Origin of the sequence: Mesorhizobium loti R88b (assembly GCF_013170845.1) — a bacterium.
Classification (GTDB): domain Bacteria; phylum Pseudomonadota; class Alphaproteobacteria; order Rhizobiales; family Rhizobiaceae; genus Mesorhizobium; species Mesorhizobium loti_B.
Genome location: NZ_CP033367.1, coordinates 3526805 through 3543287, shown reverse-complemented (window position 1 = coordinate 3543287; position 16483 = coordinate 3526805). Strand labels below are relative to the sequence as shown.

Sequence of the window (16483 nt, the reverse complement as noted above, 5' to 3'; positions counted from 1 at the left end):
TGTCTGGAGGGTGTTATGGCAATGCGCGCGGCTCGTGGTCTGTCGATCCTTATCCTTCTTTTCTTCGCCTTGGCCAATGTTTTAACCTGGAACAGTGTCGCGCACGCGGCCGAGGCCCGGCGAATCGCAACATCAGACAATTCCGATTATTTCGGCTTTGATCTCAGATCCGACCAGAATGTCACGCTCGACCAGTGCAAGACGACATGCCTTGGCGATCCGGCCTGCCGCGCCTTCACCTACAACACCAAGGCCAAATGGTGCTTTCTCAAATCCGACTACAACCAGTTGAAGCCGTTCAACGGCGCGGTCGCCGGCAAGATCGTCAACATTGACGGCGATCCCGATATTGGCGCCCCGCCAGCACTGGCCTTCTTCCCCAACTGGATGGCCGATCAGGCCCAGCAATACCGCAACACGCTGCTCGGTCCGGCCTATAACAAGCCCACCGAAGGCATGGCGGCCCTGATCGGCTCCGCCGAACAGGCGGTTCAGACAGGCGACCATCGCGCCGCCATGCAGAAATATGAGGCCGCTGTCTCGGTGATGCCCGACGACGGCCAGCTCTGGCTCAATCTGGCCCGCGAAACGCTCGCCGTGCAGCCCACTGCCAGTACCGCGGAAGTATCCACTTTGCCGATGAACGGCACTTCGGCTGCCTTCAACGCCTACAAGCTGCTGCGCACCACCAAGACCCGCGCCGACGTGCTGGCCCTGCTCGGCGCCGGCCTCGACAAGCGTGACCTCTACCGCCCTGCCCTGCAGGCCTATGAGGCGAGCCTTGCTCTGGTAACGTCGCCGGCCGTCCAGGCCGACTATGCCGATCTGAAGGCCCGCAAGGGTTTCCGTGTCATCGACCACAGCGTCGATGCCGACACCAGCGCGCCGCGCATATGCGCGCAGTTCTCCGAGGAACTGGTCAAGACCGGTGTCGACTATGCGCAGTTCGTCACCGTCGACAATGCGCCGCCGAAGGGCGTCGAGGCCAAGGACAAGCAGATCTGCGTCGAGGGCCTGGAGCATGGCCAGCATTACGACGTCACCTTCCGCGCCGGCCTGCCGGCGGCAATCGGCGAAGTGACCGCCGCTCCCGTGGTGCTGTCGATCTACGTGCAGGACCGCGCGCCGTCCGCCCGCTTCACCGGCGACAGCTTCGTGCTGCCGGCCGGCGCACGCCGTGGCATCCCGATCGTCACCGTCAACATGAACGCCGCCGAGATGAAGCTCTACCGCATCGGCGATCGTTCGCTGGCGCAGCTTCTGTCGGGTTACCAGTTCCTGCACCAGCTCGACAGCTATGACATCTCCAACATTACCGAGCAGATGGGCGCGCCGGTCTGGCAGGGCCAGCTCGACATCGTCAACGACCTCAACAAGGAGGTCACCACCTCGTTCCCGGTCGACCAGGCGCTGCCGCAGCGCAAGCCCGGCGTCTATGTGCTGACCGCCAAGGCCGTCAACGACAAGAGTGACGATTCCGGTCAGATGGCCACGCAGTGGTTCGTCGTTTCCGACATCGGCCTGTCGACCTATACCGGCCAGGACGGGCTCAATGTCTTTGCCCGTTCGCTGGGCAGCGCCAAGCCGATTGCCGGCGCCGAACTGACGCTGGTTGCCAGGAACAACGAGGTTCTCGGCACCGCGACCTCGGATGCGGACGGCCACGCCGTCTTCAACCCAGGCCTGACGCGCGGGGACGGCGGCATGGTACCGGCCGTGCTGATGGCCAAGCAGGGCGACAATGATTTCGTCTTCCTCGACATGTCCAAGGCCGGCTTCGACCTGTCCGACCGTGGCGTCACCGGACGCGCGGCACCTGGCGCGCTCGACGTCTATGCCTGGACCGAGCGCGGCATCTACCGTGCCGGCGAGGATGTCCATGTCGCGGCCCTTGCCCGCGACGGTGCCGCCAAGGCGGTCGAAAACCTCCCGCTGACCTTCATCTTCTCGCGTCCCGACGGTGTCGAGGATCGCCGCATCGTCAGCGACGGCGCTTCGGCCGGCGGCCATGCCGTCGACCTGCCGCTCGAACCCAACGCCATGCGCGGCACCTGGTCGGTGTCGATCTACACCGATCCCAAGCAGCCGGCGGTGGCCAGCCAGATGTTCCTGGTCGAGGACTTCGTGCCGGATCGCATCGAATTCGACATGAAGGCCGACAAGCAGGAAATCGAGCGGGGCGAAACCGCCAACATCAACATTGACGGGCGCTTCCTCTATGGCGCGCCGGCGGCGGGCCTGGCACTGGAAGGCGAGCTGACGCTGTCGACGGCGCGCGACTGGGACCGCTTCCCCAACTTTTCCTTCGGCCTCGCCGACGAGCAGTCGGCGCAGCCCACGGTCACGCCGCTGACCAACCTGCCGGTGGTTGGCGATGACGGCAAGGCGACCTTCCCTGTTACCGTCGACCAGTTGCCCTCGACCACCAAGCTGGTCAACGGCAAGGTGACGGTACGCATGCGCGAAACCGGTGGCCGCGCCATCGAGCGCTCGCTCAACATCGGCATCCGCCCGCAAGGCCATATGATCGGCATTCGTCCGGACTTCGCCGACGGCGAAGTGCCGCAGGGCGGCACGGCCAAGTTCAGCCTGATCGCCGTCGATCCGGCCGGCAAGCGTGAGGCGCTGAAGGGCGCACAGTGGTCGCTGGTCAAGGTCGAACGCAATTACCAGTGGTACCGCTCCAACAACTCCTGGAACTACGAGGCGGTTGACCTCACAAAGTCCATCGCCAACGGCCAGGTCGACCTCAGCGCCGATGGCGACGCCACCGTCTCCGTGCCGGTCGATTGGGGCCAGTATCGGCTCGAGGTCGAAACCTCTGATCCAGAGGGGCCTGCCACCAGCTATGAGTTCGATGCCGGCTGGTATGTCGCCTCGACCACCACTGAAACGCCTGATGGCCTGGAGATCGCCCTCGACAAGGACAATTATGCCGCGGGCGAAGTGGCCAAGCTGAAAATCTCGCCGCATTTTGCCGGCGAACTTCTGATCAATATCGGTTCCGACAAGCTGCTGAAGACCATCACGGCGTCAGTGCCGGTCGGCGGCAGCACCGTCGACATTCCGGTCGGTGACGACTGGGGTGCCGGCGCCTATGTCACGGCAACCCTGTTCCGGCCGGGCGATGCGCAGGAAACGCGCATGCCGGCCCGCGCCATCGGCGTGAAATGGCTGACGGTCGATCCGGGCTCGAAGAAGCTCGCCGTTACCTTGACTCCGCCGGACAAGACGATGCCGCGCCAGCAGTTGTCGATCCCGGTTTCCGTGGCAGGCGTGCAGCCGGGCACCAACGCTTACGTCATGGTCGCCGCGGTCGATGTCGGCATCCTCAACCTGACCAACTACAAGGCACCGGATCCGGAGAACTGGTTCTTCGGCCAGCGCATGCTGGGCATGGAGATCCGCGACATCTATGGCCGCCTGATCGACGGCTCGCTGGGCACCACCGGCAAGCTCAGGACCGGCGGTGACGGCGCCAACATGCAGACGCAAGGCAGCCCGCCCACCGAAAAGCTGGTCGCCTTCTTCTCCGGCCCGGTCCAGCTCGATGCCGACGGCAAGGCTCGAATCGACTTCGACATCCCGCAGTTCAACGGCACCGTGCGCATCATGGCTGTCGCCTGGACCAAAGAAGCGGTCGGCCATGCCCAGTCGGATGTCATCGTGCGCGATCCCGTCGTCATCACCGCCGGCCTGCCGCGCTTCCTGGCACCTGGCGACAACGCCGTCATGCGGCTCGACGTGGCCGACACCGACGGCCCGGCCGGCGACTATGCCTTCTCGATCGACACGACGGGCGACCTGTCGACCGGCGACAAGCCCCTGCCCCAGAAGCTGACGCTCGCCCAGGGCAAGCGCCAGACACTGACCGTGCCGTTGATCGCAAAGACGGCGGGCAACGCCTCGCTCACCATCAAGCTGGCGCACGCCGACGGCACCAAGGTCGAACAGACGCTCTACGTGCCGGTGCGCCCGGCGCAATTGCCGGTCACCACGCGCCTTGTGGTCGACCTCAAGGGCAATGGCGGCGCATTGCGCGTCGACAAGGAACTGCTGGCGGCAAGTCTGCTTGAAGGCGCTTCCGTCAGTGTCGGCGTTTCGCAGGCCGCGGCCTTCGACGTGCCGTCATTGCTGATGACGCTCGACCGCTACCCCTATGGTTGCGCCGAGCAGACCACCAGCCGCGCCATGCCGCTTCTCTATGTCAATGACATGGCCTCCGGCATCGGCATGGAAAGCGACCCCGACCTGCACGGCCGCATCCAGGATGCCATCTACAAGGTGCTGAGCTACCAGTCTTCGTCCGGCAGCTTCGGCCTGTGGGGCCCGGGTTCGGGCGATCTGTGGCTCGACGCCTATGTCAGCGAATTCCTGACCAGGGCGCGCGAGCAGAAATACGATGTGCCGGCTCTCGCCATGAACCAGGCGCTGAGCAATCTGCAGAACTCGCTAGGCTACGACCAGAGCGTCCAGGACCGCGGCAGCGAGATCGCCTACGCCCTCTATGTTCTGGCTCGCAACAAGAAGGCCTCGATCGGCGATCTGCGCTACTATGCGGACACCCAGCTCGAAGCCTTCTCGAGCCCGATGGCCGTTGCCCAGCTGGCGGCGAGCCTTGCGCTCTATGGCGATACCCAGCGCTCGGAAGCAACGTTCAAGACCGCGCTGCAGCTCGCCAAGTCGCAGACCGACTACGACTACTACCGCTCCGACTATGGCTCGCCGCTGCGTGACGGCGCGGCAATGCTTTCACTGGCGGCGGAATCGAAGCCGGTATCGACGATCGTGCCCGAATTGATCAAGCTGGTGACCAGGGAACGCGCCGAAGTCCGCTGGACCAGCACCCAGGACGATTCCTGGATGCTGCTGGCGGCCCGCGCGCTCAAGGAAGGCAACGACTCGATCACACTGACGGTCAATGGCGCGCCGCATTCGGGCGGCTATTCCAACCAGGTCAACGGCTCCGAGCTGGTCGACAGCCCGCTCGAAATCGCCAACACCGGCAAGACCCCGCTGCAGGCCGTCGTCACCACCGTGGCGTCGCCGATCCAGCCCTTGCCGGCTGGCGGTGACGGCTTCACCATCGACCGCACCTACTACAAGCTCGATGGCACCGAAGCCAATGTGACGGAGGCAACCCAGAACGAGCGCTATGTCGTCGTGCTCAAAGTCACCGAGCAGAACAGCTGGCCTTCGCGCCTGCTGGTCACCGACCTGTTGCCAGCCGGCTTCGAGATCGACAATCCAGGCCTGGTCTCCAGCGCCCAGTTGACGAACTTCTCCTGGCTGGCACAGACCGACGCCGCGCACCTCGAGTTCCGCGACGACCGGTTCGTCGCGGCATTCAACCCGGCTGACGGCGACCACGACCACAATCTGACGATGGCCTATGTCGTGCGCGCCGTGACGCCTGGTACCTATGCGCACCCGGCGGCAACGGTGGAAGACATGTACCGGCCGCAATACTCGGCCCGCACCGCCACCGGCGTGATGGAGATCAAGGCCCCGTAAGGTGCCGATGGTGGCGATCATGCAAATGGCGATTGCGCTCATGACAGCTTCCTTCTCCCCGTCCAAGGACGGGGAGAAGGTGCCGGCAGGCGGATGAGGGGGCAGCGCCATGCTCTCCAGAAAATTCCTTCGCCGGGCAGCCATAACGCTAGCCTCCTGCGCCGGCATCCTCGCCGTTTCAGCGGCTTCCCTCTGGGAACTCGATCGTGCCTTCCCGCCCCCACTTCCGGCGGAACTCACGGTCTCCACCGAAGTCCAGGACCGCGATGGCCAGCTGCTGCGTGCCTTCGCCACGCCGGACGGCTACTGGCGGCTCGAAACCCATCTCGACCAGGTCGACAAGCAGTTCGTCGACATGCTGGTCACCTATGAGGACAAGCGTTTCTGGGATCATGAGGGTATCGACTTGCTGGCGCTTGGCCGCGCCGCCGGCCAGCTCATCACCAGCGGCCACATCGTCTCAGGCGGCTCGACCTTGTCGATGCAGCTCGCACGCCTGATCGAGCCGCGCGAAAGCCGCAGCCTCGGCTCCAAGATCAAGCAGATGCTGCGCGCCATCCAGATCGAGCGCCGGCTGTCCAAGCGCGAGATCCTCGAACGCTACCTGACGCTGGCGCCCTATGGCGGCAATCTCGAAGGGGTGCGGGCCGCCTCGCTCGCCTATTTCGGCAAGGAGCCGAAGCGGCTCACCGTCTCGGAAGCCGCCTTGCTCGTCGCCCTGCCCCAATTGCCGGAAAAGCGCCGCCCCGACCGCAACCTGGAGATCGCGCATGCCGCCCGCGACCGGGTGCTGACCCGCATGGTCTCATCAGGCCTGATCGGCGAACGCGAGGCGGCGCGCGCAGCACTTGACGACGTGTCGGGCCTGCGCCGCACCTTGCCGGCACTCGCCGCGCACGCCGCCTATGCGATGCTGCCCAGGGCCGTTCCCGGCCAGCCGCTCAAGCTGACGATCCGCAAAAGTGTCCAGCAAGGGCTGGAACAGGTGGCGCGCGACGCCGCCACCAAGCTTGGACCGCGTCTGTCCGTCGCCATGGTGCTGGCCGATTCCCGCACCGGCGACATTCTTGGCGAAGTCGGCTCCGCCAATTTCTTCGACGCCAGCCGCTCCGGCTGGATCGACATGACCAAGATCGTGCGCTCGCCCGGATCGACGCTGAAGCCGTTCATCTATGGCCTCGCCTTCGAACAGGGACTGGTGGCGCAGGAAACGCTGATCGAGGACAGCCCGGTCGATTTCGGCGGCTACAGGCCCAAGAATTTCGACATGGGTTACCAGGGTGATGTCAGCATCCGCCAGGCGCTGCAGCTGTCGCTCAACGTGCCCGCGATCCGCGTGCTCGACGCGGTCGGTCCGGCGCGGCTGATGGCGCGCTTCCGCCAGGCCGGCGTCAACCCGATCCTGCCGGTCAACGAAGCACCGGGCCTGGCTATCGGCCTCGGCGGCGTTGGCGTCACGCTGCGCGACCTGGTCCAGCTCTATACGGGGCTCGCCAATGGCGGCAAGACGCACACGTTGCATGACGGCACCGAGCCGGCCAATGCCGAACGCACCGCCGCCACCATTCTCAACGACCAGGCGAACTGGCAGATCATCGACATCTTGTCGGGGGTCAAACCGCCGGAAGGCGCCTTGCAGCGCGGCATCGCCTACAAGACCGGCACCTCCTACGGCTACCGCGACGCCTGGTCGGTCGGTTTCGACGGCCGCTATGTGCTGGGCGTGTGGGTCGGCCGCCCCGATGCCGGCGCGGTGCCGGGCCTTTCCGGCTATGTCTCGGCCGCCCCCATCCTGTTCGAAGGCTTTGTACGCTCCGGCCTTGCCACCGTGCCGCTGCCGGGCAAGCCGCCCGGCGCCTTCACCCCCAAGCGCGAGGACCTGCCGGTGACGCTCGCCCGCTTCGGCGCCGGCGCCGACGGCCTGGTGCAGGCAACAGCGACCGAACCCGCCCCAACCATCATCTTCCCGCCGGACGGCGCCCGCGTCGACCTCGCCACGAATTCGGCCGATGCCTCGCCGCTGGTGCTCAAACTGCAAGGCGGCCGCGCGCCGTTCCGCTGGCTGGCCAATGGCAAGCCGCTCGCTGGTATCGACCGCCGCCGCACCGCGACCTGGCTGCCAGACGGCGCAGGCTACTCGACGCTGACCGTGATCGACGCGGCCGGGCGGGCGGCGAGCGTGAAAGTGTTTGTTGAATGAAAGCCTTCCTTGAATAGAATGCGCCAGGCGATTCAACGCATTGGCTTTTGCGCGCTGGCTGTTGCGGCTTTCGTTCTGCCCGCGCATGCCAGCCCCCTCCCTGCGGGCTTTGTTCGGCTTGCCGATATCGACCCCTCGATCCGCCAGGACATCCGCTACGCCGGATCTGATGATTTCCTGCACCGCAAGGTGAGCGGCTATGACGCGCCGGTCTGCATTCTCACCTTGCAGGCGGCGCAAGCTCTCGCCGGTGTCCAGAAGTCGATCGCCGTGAAGGGCCTGACGCTGGTCGTGTTCGACTGCTACCGCCCTGCCCGTGCGGTGACCGACATGGGCGAATGGACGCGTGAAGGTGGCCCGCCCGATCCGCAATGGTATCCGAAGGTCAAGCGCGGCGACCTCATCGCCAAAGGTTATGTCGGCGAACTGTCAACCCATTCCCGCGGCTCGACAGTCGATGTCGCCATCGCGCCTGTCGGCAGCACGGCTGCGCCGAAACCGGCCTGCGGCGCTATCGACGCCGCCACGCTCGATTTCGGCACCGGCTTCGACTGTTTCGACTCGATGAGCGAAACCGACCACCGCCCGCTCGGCGACGTAGCAGCGGCAAACCGCAAGCTGCTCGTCGATGTCATGCGTGCCGGCGGTTTCAAGAACTATGCGCGCGAATGGTGGCACTTCACGCTGACAAACGAACCGTTCGCCCGGCAGCGCTTCGACTTTCCCATTTCCGCAGAGTGATCCGCCCCATCAATCCCCTACGACCTTGCCTCGACACCTCGGATTTCTAGATAGGTCAGGTGGCGGCGTGGATTCGCGATCGTCGCGCACAAGGGAAAATATTTCTCCTATCCGCAAAATCTCATCGAAGATTTTCTTCAGGAGGGCAAAAAAGGCAACATTCGATGCATCTAATTTCTATCAATTCGGTAGATTTGGCGCGGGTTCAACGGAGGCAGAAATGACCAAACCTCATTTCAGGAAACTGCTCGGCGCACTGGTCGTCACATCGGTTCTATCAGGCACGCTCGGTTTCGCGTTTGCCGACACCACCATCCTCAACGTGTCCTACGATCCGACACGCGAGCTCTACAAAGCCTATGACGAAGCGTTTGCCGCCCACTGGAAGGCTGAGACCGGCGAGACGGTCACCATCCAGCAGTCACATGGCGGATCAGGCGCACAGGCCCGTGCCGTGATCGACGGCCTCGACGCCGACGTGGTGACCCTGGCGCTTGAGGGCGACATCAACGCCATCGTCTCCAAGTCGAAGAAGATCAACCCCGACTGGCGCAAGAAATTCGAAAACAATTCAGCGCCTTACACCTCGACCATCATCTTCCTGGTCCGCAAGGGCAACCCCAAGGGCATTCACGACTGGAGCGATCTGGTCAAGGACGGCGTCCAGGTGATCACGCCGAACCCGAAGACTTCGGGCGGCGCGCGCTGGAACTACCTCGCCGCCTGGGCCTACGCCAACGCCCATGATGGCGGCGACGAGACCAAGAACAAGGAATTCGTCGGCAAGCTCTACGCCAATGCTCCGGTGCTCGACACTGGCGCCCGCGGCTCGACCGTGACCTTCGCGCAAAAGGGCATTGGCGACGTGCTGATCGGCTGGGAAAACGATGCCTATCTGGCGCTCGACGAATTCGGCGCCGACAATTTCGAGATCGTCTATCCGCCGACCTCGATCCTGGCCGAGCCGCCGGTGGCGATTGTCGACGCCAATGTCGATGCCAAGGGCACGCGCAAAGTAGCCGAAGCCTATCTCGGCTGGCTCTATTCCAAGGAAGCGCAGACGATCATCGCCAAGAACCACTATCGTCCGGCCAAGCCCGAACTGGTGGCGCCGGCGGATATTCCGAAGACGCCTGATATCAAGCTGATCTCCATCGACGATCCGCTTTTCGGCGGCTGGAAGAAGGCACAGCCTTATCATTTCGGCGACGGTGGTATATTCGACCAGATCTACAAGCCGGCCCAGTGAGCTAAATCTAGATCAGGACGACATGACCACAGCACCCGCGCAGGCGGGGTGGCGTTTCAAGCAGCCGAGTGTCATTCCGGGTTTCGGATTGACGCTCGGCTTCTCGCTTGCCTACCTCACCCTCATCATTCTCATCCCGCTTTCCGGGCTCGTCTGGCGCTCGGCCTCACTCGGCTGGACCGAGTTCTGGGCCATCGCCACCGATCGCCGTACGCTGAATGCGCTTGAAATCAGCTTCGGTACCGCCTTCATCGCGGCGGCCGTCAATGTCGTTTTCGGCACGCTGGTCGCCTGGGTGCTGGTGCGCTACCGCTTCCCTGGCCGCCGCATCGTCGACGCCATGGTCGACCTGCCCTTCGCGCTGCCGACGGCGGTGGCCGGCATCGCGCTCACCACGCTCTACGCACCAAACGGCTGGATCGGCAAATTGCTGATGCCGCTCGGCATCAAGGTCGCCTATACGCCGCTCGGCATCGTCATCGCGCTGATTTTCATCGGCCTGCCCTTTGTCGTGCGCACCGTGCAGCCTATCATGGAGGAAATCGACAAGGAGGTGGAGGAGGCAGCAGCCACGCTTGGCGCCAGCCGCTTCCAGATCATCACCCGCGTGCTGTTCCCGGGCCTGGCGCCGGCCATCATAACCGGTTTTTCGCTGGCCTTTGCCCGCGGCGTCGGCGAATATGGCTCGGTCATCTTCATCGCCGGCAATCTGCCCTACAAATCCGAGATCGCGCCACTTCTGATCGTTATCCGGCTGGAGGAATACAATTACCCGGCGGCGACCGCGATCGCGGCGATCATGCTCGCTCTGTCGTTCGTCATGCTTCTGATTGTCAATCTCGTGCAGACATGGAGCCGCAAGCGCTATGGCTGACCCCGAGATCAAATCCTACGAACCCTACCATGAGAGCCGCTCGGCGGCGGTGACCGAAAGCCGTCCGGCGCAAGCCGTGCTGATGGCCATCGCATTTGCCTTCCTCGGCATCTTTCTGCTCTTGCCGCTGATCATCGTCTTCCATGAGGCACTGGCGAAAGGCATCGGTGCCTATACGAAAGCGCTGGTCGAACCGGACGCACGCTCGGCCATCCACCTGACACTGCTTGTCGCTGCGATCTCGGTGCCGCTCAACGTCGTCTTCGGCATCTCCGCTGCCTGGGCCATCGCCAAGTTCGAGTTCAAGGGCAAGGCCTTCCTGACGACGCTGATCGACCTGCCCTTCTCGGTCTCGCCCGTCATTTCCGGCCTGGTCTATGTGCTTTTATTTGGCGCCCAGGGATTGCTTGGCGGCTGGCTGAAAATGCACGGCATCCAGATCTTGTTCGCCGTGCCGGGCATTGTGCTCGCCACCGTTTTCGTCACCTTCCCCTTCGTCGCCCGCGAGCTGATCCCGCTGATGCAGGAACAGGGCAATGGTGACGAGGAGGCGGCCCTTTCGCTTGGCGCCAATGGCTGGCAGACCTTCTGGTACGTGACGCTGCCCAACATCAAATGGGGCCTGCTCTACGGCGTGCTCTTGTGCAACGCCCGCGCCATGGGCGAGTTCGGCGCGGTGTCGGTGGTGTCGGGCCATATCAGGGGCCTGACCAACACCATGCCCCTGCATGTCGAAATCCTCTACAACGAGTACAACGCAGTGGGCGCGTTTGCCGTCGCCTCATTGCTGGCCGGGCTGGCGCTGGTCACACTGGTCTTGAAAACACTGCTCGAGATGCGCTACGGCGCCGAGCTTGCCGCGACGCGCGGACATTAGCAGAGGGATTTGTATGGAAGTTCGCGTTGCCAATGTGCGCAAGGAGTTTGAGCGGTTTCCCGCGCTCCACGACGTGTCGCTCGACATCAAGTCGGGCGAACTGATCGCGCTGCTGGGGCCGTCCGGCTCCGGCAAGACGACGCTGCTGCGGCTGATCGCCGGGCTCGAGCGGCCGACGCGTGGCAAGATCTTCTTCGGCGACGAGGACGCTTCGCAGAAATCGATCCAGGAGCGCAATGTCGGCTTCGTGTTTCAGCACTACGCGCTGTTCCGGCACATGACCGTGGCCGACAATATCGGCTTCGGCCTGAAGGTCCGGCATGGGTCGTCGCGGCCGCCGGCACAGGAAATCCGCCGCCGCGCTTCCGAGCTTCTCGACCTGGTCCAGCTTTCAGGGCTCGAGAAGCGCTACCCCGCGCAACTCTCCGGCGGCCAGCGTCAGCGTGTCGCGCTGGCTCGCGCCATGGCGATCGAACCCAAGGTGCTGCTGCTCGACGAGCCGTTCGGTGCGCTCGATGCGCAGGTGCGCCGGGAATTGCGCCGCTGGCTGCGCGAGATCCATGACCGCACCGGCCACACCACCGTCTTCGTCACCCACGACCAGGAAGAGGCGCTGGAACTTGCCGACCGCGTCGTGGTGATGAGCCAGGGCCGCATCGAGCAGGTCGGCACCGCCGACGACATCTACGACACCCCGAACTCCCCTTTCGTCTACGGCTTCATCGGCGAATCGAACGCGCTTCCGGTCAAGGTCGAGAATGGCGAAATCTGGCTTGCCGACCGTCCGATCGGACTGGCAGCGCCGCATGCGCCAGAGGGCGATGCGACGCTCTACTTCCGTCCGCACGATGTCGAACTGCTCGACGGCTGCAGCGGCTGCATCGCCGGCACGGTCGCCGCCAGCCGTCGCGTTGCCGGCACGCGGCGCGTCGAGCTCGAGATCGGCGGCCAGCGCCAGCGGGTCGAGATCGAACTGCCGGTCGGCCATCCCGCAGCGCAGAAGAGCCGGGTGGCATTCCGCCCGGGACGTTGGAAGCTGTTTCCGGCCGCTTGATCCTCGGCCAACGGCTATTCCAGCCAGTTCTCGACCTTCAGCTTCCGTATCCGGGTGAACTCCCCCATGTTGGCCGTCACCAAAATGGTACCCAGCACGCAGGCGTGAGCGGCAATAAAAAGGTCATTATGGCCAATGGGTTGGCCAATGGCCTCCAGCTCGGCGCGAAGTGCGCCATACTCTGCATCCACCGGCACATCGAGCGGCAGAACAGGGATTTCGGCCAGCAATTCCTCGACCTTCCTGAGCAGCTTGGCCGAGCCTTTCCTGGCGCAGCCATATCGCAACTCAGAGGCGACGACGATGCTTGTGCAGACGGCTGCGTCTCCCTCGCGCACCATAGCGCCGGCAGCCTTGCCGGCCGGGTTTCGGATCATGTCGCTGATGATGTTCGTGTCCAGCATGAACCGCATCAAAAAATGTCCTCGGCCTGGACCGGCGCATCGTTGATCTCGGGGAATTCGTCGTCAGGACCGAGCGGTGGCTCCTTCGCCCATTGGGCAAGCAACGCGCTGAGGCCAGGTTTGCGAACCGGCTCGATGACAAGGCGATCACCTTCGCGGCTGATCAGCACCTTGTCACCCGGCAGCTCGAACTCCACAGGAATGCGCACCGCCTGGCTGCGGTTGTTGCGGAAGAGCTTTGCCTCCTTCGGTGGCGTCGTTGGATGACGGTGCTGGGACATGATGGCACCTCGCTTTGTATATGCCATATGTATATGCCAAATACCGTAACCGTTCAAGGCGCAGAAAGAATCGGGCTCTGGGAACCGCCCGCTGGAACAGAATTCCAGGCACTCGCCGTTTCAGCGATGTCTTTTCTCGCGACAAAGCGATGATGCTGCGCTGTGTACCTCGCCGCCTATCGTCCCGCACGGCTATGCTCAACCCATAAACGCATTGCATCCGGAGCCCTATTTTCATGAAGCGATTTTTCCTTGGCGTTGCCACCGTCGCCGGCCTGTTCCTCGCATCCTCCCAAGCCTGGTCGGCCGACAAGCTGCTCAACGCCTCCTATGACGTCGGCCGCGAACTCTTCGTCCAGGTCAACAAGGCCTTCATTGCCCAGCATCCGGGCGTGACCATCGACCAGTCGCATGCCGGCACGTCCGCTCAGGCGCGCGCCATCGCCGAGGGCCTTGGCGCCGATGTCGTCACCTTCAACCAGGTCACCGACATCGACTTCCTGGTCAAGAAGGGTTTTGTCTCGGCCGATTGGCAGAAGGATTTCGCCAACAATGCCTCGCCCTTCTATTCGCTGCCTTCGTTCCTCGTGCGCGCCGGCAACCCCAAGCACATCAAGGACTGGAACGATCTGGTGCGCGACGACGTGCAGGTGATCTTCCCCAACCCGAAAACCTCGGGCAATGCGCGCTACACCTATCTGGCGGCCACCGCCTACGCCAAGGAGGCCTTCAAGGGCGACGACGCCAAGGTGAAGGAGTTCATCACCAAGCTGTTCAACAACGTGCCGATCTTCGACACGGGCGGGCGCGCCGCGACCACCACTTTCGTGCAGCGCGAGATCGGCGACGTGCTGATCACCTTCGAGTCCGAAACGCGCGGCATCCGCAAGGAGTACGGCGACGACAAGTTCGAGCAGGTCACGCCCTCGGTCAGCCTGCTTGCCGAATTCCCGGTGGCGATCGTCGACAAGGTCGCCGACGAGCACGGCACGCGCGATCTGGCCAAGACCTATCTCGACTTCCTCTACACGCCCGAAGGCCAGGACATCCTCGCCCAAAATGGCAACCGGGTGCGTGACGCAGCGGTTGCCGCCAAATACAAGGCCGACTTCCCGGAGGTACGCCTGCTGACGGTGGAAGACGTCTTCGGCGGCTGGGACAAGATTCAGAAAGAGCATTTCGCCGCCGGTGGCCTGCTCGACCAGGCCTATGGCAGCCGCTGACGGTTTCAGCATTTGAACTCAGCGAGAAGGCCGGCGCTTTGCCGGCCTTCTTTCGTTTCAGGCCTGTTATCCCTGGATATCAGCGTCATTCCTGCAAAACGTTACGAAGAATCAACGCGTTTGTGCCTAATGTGCCAATCGGCCGGCTTGTTTTGGCGAAACATCATCGTGTGATCAAAACGTCATTATTTGCACACAAACAGTCGCCAGATGCGGGTGGTTGGGGTTTTCATGGGTTGACTCAGGCATGCTGACGAAAAAAGGCAAATACGGCCTCAAGGCCCTCGTGCATCTTTCCAGTCTGCCGATTGGCCAACTGGCCTTCGTCAATGACATCGCGGTCGCCAACAACATCCCGAAGAAATTCCTCGATGCCATCCTGGGCGAATTGCGCAATGCCGGCTTCGTCCAGAGCCGCAAGGGAAAGGAAGGCGGCTATCGCCTCGCCCGCCCGGCTTCCGAGATCAAGATCGGCCATGTCGTGCGCGTTCTGGACGGGCCGCTGGCGCCGATACCTTGCGCCAGCCGCACACAGTACCAGCGCTGCGAGGATTGCGACGAAGCCACCTGCCAAGTCCGGCACATGATGCTGGAAGTGCGCCAGGCCATCGCGGAGGTGCTTGATAACAGAAGCCTCGCCGCCATGCGCGATGCCGACAACGACGATTTTCCGGTCGAGCTGTCTTCGCAAATCTAATGCATGTCGCCCAAAAGTGACCTCGGTTTTGGGAGAACGACATGCATAAAAACAAAGAACTAAAGCGCGGCGCATGAATCCATATCAACGCGACGCGCTTTAGATCGACCACTGGCGCGCGGCGTTCATCATCGTAAGATGCGCTCAGGCGCATAAAGCGGTTTTGCAACAGAACGGATGGACGCCCGCCGGATGAGGCTGTCGAAGTTCGCGAAATCCCGAAAAACTGCCCGCAGGCCGCCCGCCACGGCCTTGTTCCAAACTGAAATCATCGCCGACGTTCCTGTGCCGGAAAGAGCTGAGAGCGTGCGCTTCTTCAGCCGCAAGGTCGTCCACCCCGGCAGGGTGCGCAGGTTCTCGAACCGGGACCTTCGCGAAAGCCTGCTCGCCATCTTCTATCTCGTGGTCGCAGCTGCAGTGCCCGTGCGCTGGTGGGCGTCGATCTGCGATCGAATCTCCAAGCTTCGCCTGAAACGCCATGTGCGCAAGCAATTTCCAGCCTATGCCGACGCCACGCGCGCGGTGCTCGGCAGCAGCATCGACGCGCGCAAGCTGTTCGAGGCCTTGCTCGCGGCGCGCCATCGGCGCCGGCTGCAGCTTGCCGCGCACGTCGCCGGCTTCCGATGGTCCCCGACCGTCCGGCTGGAGGGACAGGAAGGACTGCAGGCGGCCTTGCGGCGCGGCCACGGCGCCATCGTCTGGTGCGATCAGTTCACCTCCCAGACCATTTTCGGCAAGCGCGCGCTGCACGAGGCGGATATCGAGGCGCATCAGGTCAGCGTCAATTCCCACGGTGTCTCGGAATCGGCGTTCGGCCTGCGTTTCCTGAACCCGCCGCTGGTCAAGGTCGAGAACCGCTACCTGAAGAGCCGCATCGTCTTCGAGCGCGACGATGCCTACCAGGTGACCATCCGCATCCAGAAAATCCTGAAGAGCAATGGCGTGGTGCTGATGACCAACACCATCCATGCAGGCTCGACTTTCACCGAGGTGGCGATTGGCGAAAGCGGCTGGACGCATCTGGCTTCGGCACCGGCGAATTTTGCCGCAAGGGGCAAAGCGGCGCTGTTTGCCATGTCGACCTTCGAGACCATTCCCTTCCGCGAATACCGGGCCGTCATCAGCCCGGAACTGCTGCCGGCTGAAGCCGGGATGGGACGGGACGGAGCCAAGGACATGGTGCTGCAGGCACGCTATATCCTGCTCAAGCGCGACCAGCTGCTCGAGGCGCTGAAACTGTTTCCCGAACAGATGCTGATCTGGTCCCGCAGCGGGCGGCTGACGGAAGCCTCCGATACCATGACAGGCGATGAAAGCGGCTCATGAGCTGGAGCGGTTCACCGTTTCGCAGAAACGGCGAACCGCTCTA

The 16483-nt window shown here is 63.4% G+C and carries 13 protein-coding genes; 10 read left to right on the top strand and 3 right to left on the bottom strand.

Annotation, left to right across the window (positions count from 1 at the left end):
• Positions 1 to 15 precede the first annotated feature (15 nt).
• The 7 genes from EB235_RS17350 to EB235_RS17320 all read left to right on the top strand — a co-directional run bounded on the left by EB235_RS17350 (position 16) and on the right by EB235_RS17320 (position 12509).
• Positions 16 to 5514: an alpha-2-macroglobulin family protein gene (locus tag EB235_RS17350; protein WP_027029799.1), complete on the top strand. Its 5499-nt coding sequence runs from the start codon at positions 16 to 18 to the stop codon at positions 5512 to 5514.
• A 109-nt stretch (positions 5515 to 5623) separates the two neighbouring features.
• Positions 5624 to 7714: a penicillin-binding protein 1C gene (gene pbpC, locus EB235_RS17345; protein ID WP_027029800.1), complete on the top strand. Its 2091-nt coding sequence runs from the start codon at positions 5624 to 5626 to the stop codon at positions 7712 to 7714.
• A gap of 18 nt (positions 7715 to 7732) precedes the next feature.
• Positions 7733 to 8455 carry a M15 family metallopeptidase gene (locus EB235_RS17340; protein ID WP_051429598.1) on the top strand — a complete coding sequence of 241 codons (723 nt, stop codon included), beginning with the start codon at positions 7733 to 7735 and terminating at the stop codon, positions 8453 to 8455.
• 220 nt (positions 8456 to 8675) lie between these two features.
• Positions 8676 to 9704: a sulfate ABC transporter substrate-binding protein gene (locus tag EB235_RS17335; protein WP_027029802.1), complete on the top strand. Its 1029-nt coding sequence runs from the start codon at positions 8676 to 8678 to the stop codon at positions 9702 to 9704.
• Positions 9705 to 9726: 22 nt separating this feature from the next.
• Positions 9727 to 10578, top strand: a complete 852-nt coding sequence (gene cysT, locus EB235_RS17330; protein WP_027029803.1) for a sulfate ABC transporter permease subunit CysT — start codon at positions 9727 to 9729, stop codon at positions 10576 to 10578.
• Positions 10571 to 11455, top strand: a complete 885-nt coding sequence (cysW, locus tag EB235_RS17325; protein ID WP_032925431.1) for a sulfate ABC transporter permease subunit CysW — start codon at positions 10571 to 10573, stop codon at positions 11453 to 11455. The genes cysT and cysW overlap by 8 nt, the downstream gene beginning before the upstream one ends.
• A gap of 13 nt (positions 11456 to 11468) precedes the next feature.
• Positions 11469 to 12509 carry a sulfate/molybdate ABC transporter ATP-binding protein gene (locus EB235_RS17320; protein ID WP_027029805.1) on the top strand — a complete coding sequence of 347 codons (1041 nt, stop codon included), beginning with the start codon at positions 11469 to 11471 and terminating at the stop codon, positions 12507 to 12509.
• Between the two features lie 14 nt (positions 12510 to 12523).
• On the opposite strand, the gene EB235_RS17315 is transcribed toward EB235_RS17320, so the two are convergent.
• Positions 12524 to 12922 carry a type II toxin-antitoxin system VapC family toxin gene (locus EB235_RS17315; protein ID WP_027029806.1) on the bottom strand — a complete coding sequence of 133 codons (399 nt, stop codon included), beginning with the start codon at positions 12920 to 12922 and terminating at the stop codon, positions 12524 to 12526.
• A complete protein-coding gene (locus EB235_RS17310; protein WP_027029807.1) occupies positions 12922 to 13194 on the bottom strand; it encodes an AbrB/MazE/SpoVT family DNA-binding domain-containing protein in 273 nt (90 codons plus the stop codon). Before EB235_RS17310 ends, EB235_RS17315 begins: the two co-directional genes overlap by 1 nt.
• Before the next feature lie 236 nt (positions 13195 to 13430).
• Here EB235_RS17310 and EB235_RS17305 point away from each other — a divergent pair, with 236 nt between their 5' ends.
• Complete coding sequence (locus EB235_RS17305; protein WP_027029808.1) at positions 13431 to 14417, top strand: sulfate ABC transporter substrate-binding protein; 987 nt, start codon at positions 13431 to 13433, stop codon at positions 14415 to 14417.
• A 247-nt stretch (positions 14418 to 14664) separates the two neighbouring features.
• The gene (locus tag EB235_RS17300; RefSeq protein ID WP_027029809.1) at positions 14665 to 15114 is read left to right on the top strand and encodes an RrF2 family transcriptional regulator; all 450 of its coding nucleotides are present in this window, start codon (positions 14665 to 14667) and stop codon (positions 15112 to 15114) included.
• 128 nt (positions 15115 to 15242) lie between these two features.
• Here the strand turns inward: EB235_RS17300 and EB235_RS34780 are convergent, their stop codons facing one another.
• On the bottom strand, positions 15243 to 15440 hold the full coding sequence (locus tag EB235_RS34780; protein WP_245268775.1) for a hypothetical protein: 198 nt from the start codon (positions 15438 to 15440) through the stop codon (positions 15243 to 15245).
• Here EB235_RS34780 and EB235_RS17295 point away from each other — a divergent pair.
• Positions 15421 to 16440, top strand: coding sequence for a hypothetical protein (locus tag EB235_RS17295; RefSeq protein WP_245268776.1), 1020 nt, complete (start codon positions 15421 to 15423; stop codon positions 16438 to 16440). The two genes, EB235_RS34780 and EB235_RS17295, sit on opposite strands and share 20 nt — an antisense overlap.
• The last annotated feature ends 43 nt before the right edge of the window (positions 16441 to 16483 follow it).

Excerpts from the sequence above, each read along its gene's own strand:
- EB235_RS17350 (WP_027029799.1), top strand. The coding sequence starts at position 16 with ATGGCAATGCGCGCGGCTCGTGGTCTGTCGATCCTTATCCTTCTTTTC.
- pbpC (WP_027029800.1), top strand. The coding sequence starts at position 5,624 with ATGCTCTCCAGAAAATTCCTTCGCCGGGCAGCCATAACGCTAGCCTCC.
- EB235_RS17340 (WP_051429598.1), top strand. The coding sequence starts at position 7,733 with ATGCGCCAGGCGATTCAACGCATTGGCTTTTGCGCGCTGGCTGTTGCG.
- EB235_RS17335 (WP_027029802.1), top strand. The coding sequence starts at position 8,676 with ATGACCAAACCTCATTTCAGGAAACTGCTCGGCGCACTGGTCGTCACA.
- cysT (WP_027029803.1), top strand. The coding sequence starts at position 9,727 with ATGACCACAGCACCCGCGCAGGCGGGGTGGCGTTTCAAGCAGCCGAGT.
- cysW (WP_032925431.1), top strand. The coding sequence starts at position 10,571 with ATGGCTGACCCCGAGATCAAATCCTACGAACCCTACCATGAGAGCCGC.
- EB235_RS17320 (WP_027029805.1), top strand. The coding sequence starts at position 11,469 with ATGGAAGTTCGCGTTGCCAATGTGCGCAAGGAGTTTGAGCGGTTTCCC.
- EB235_RS17315 (WP_027029806.1), bottom strand. The coding sequence starts at position 12,922 with ATGCGGTTCATGCTGGACACGAACATCATCAGCGACATGATCCGAAAC.
- EB235_RS17310 (WP_027029807.1), bottom strand. The coding sequence starts at position 13,194 with ATGTCCCAGCACCGTCATCCAACGACGCCACCGAAGGAGGCAAAGCTC.
- EB235_RS17305 (WP_027029808.1), top strand. The coding sequence starts at position 13,431 with ATGAAGCGATTTTTCCTTGGCGTTGCCACCGTCGCCGGCCTGTTCCTC.
- EB235_RS17300 (WP_027029809.1), top strand. The coding sequence starts at position 14,665 with ATGCTGACGAAAAAAGGCAAATACGGCCTCAAGGCCCTCGTGCATCTT.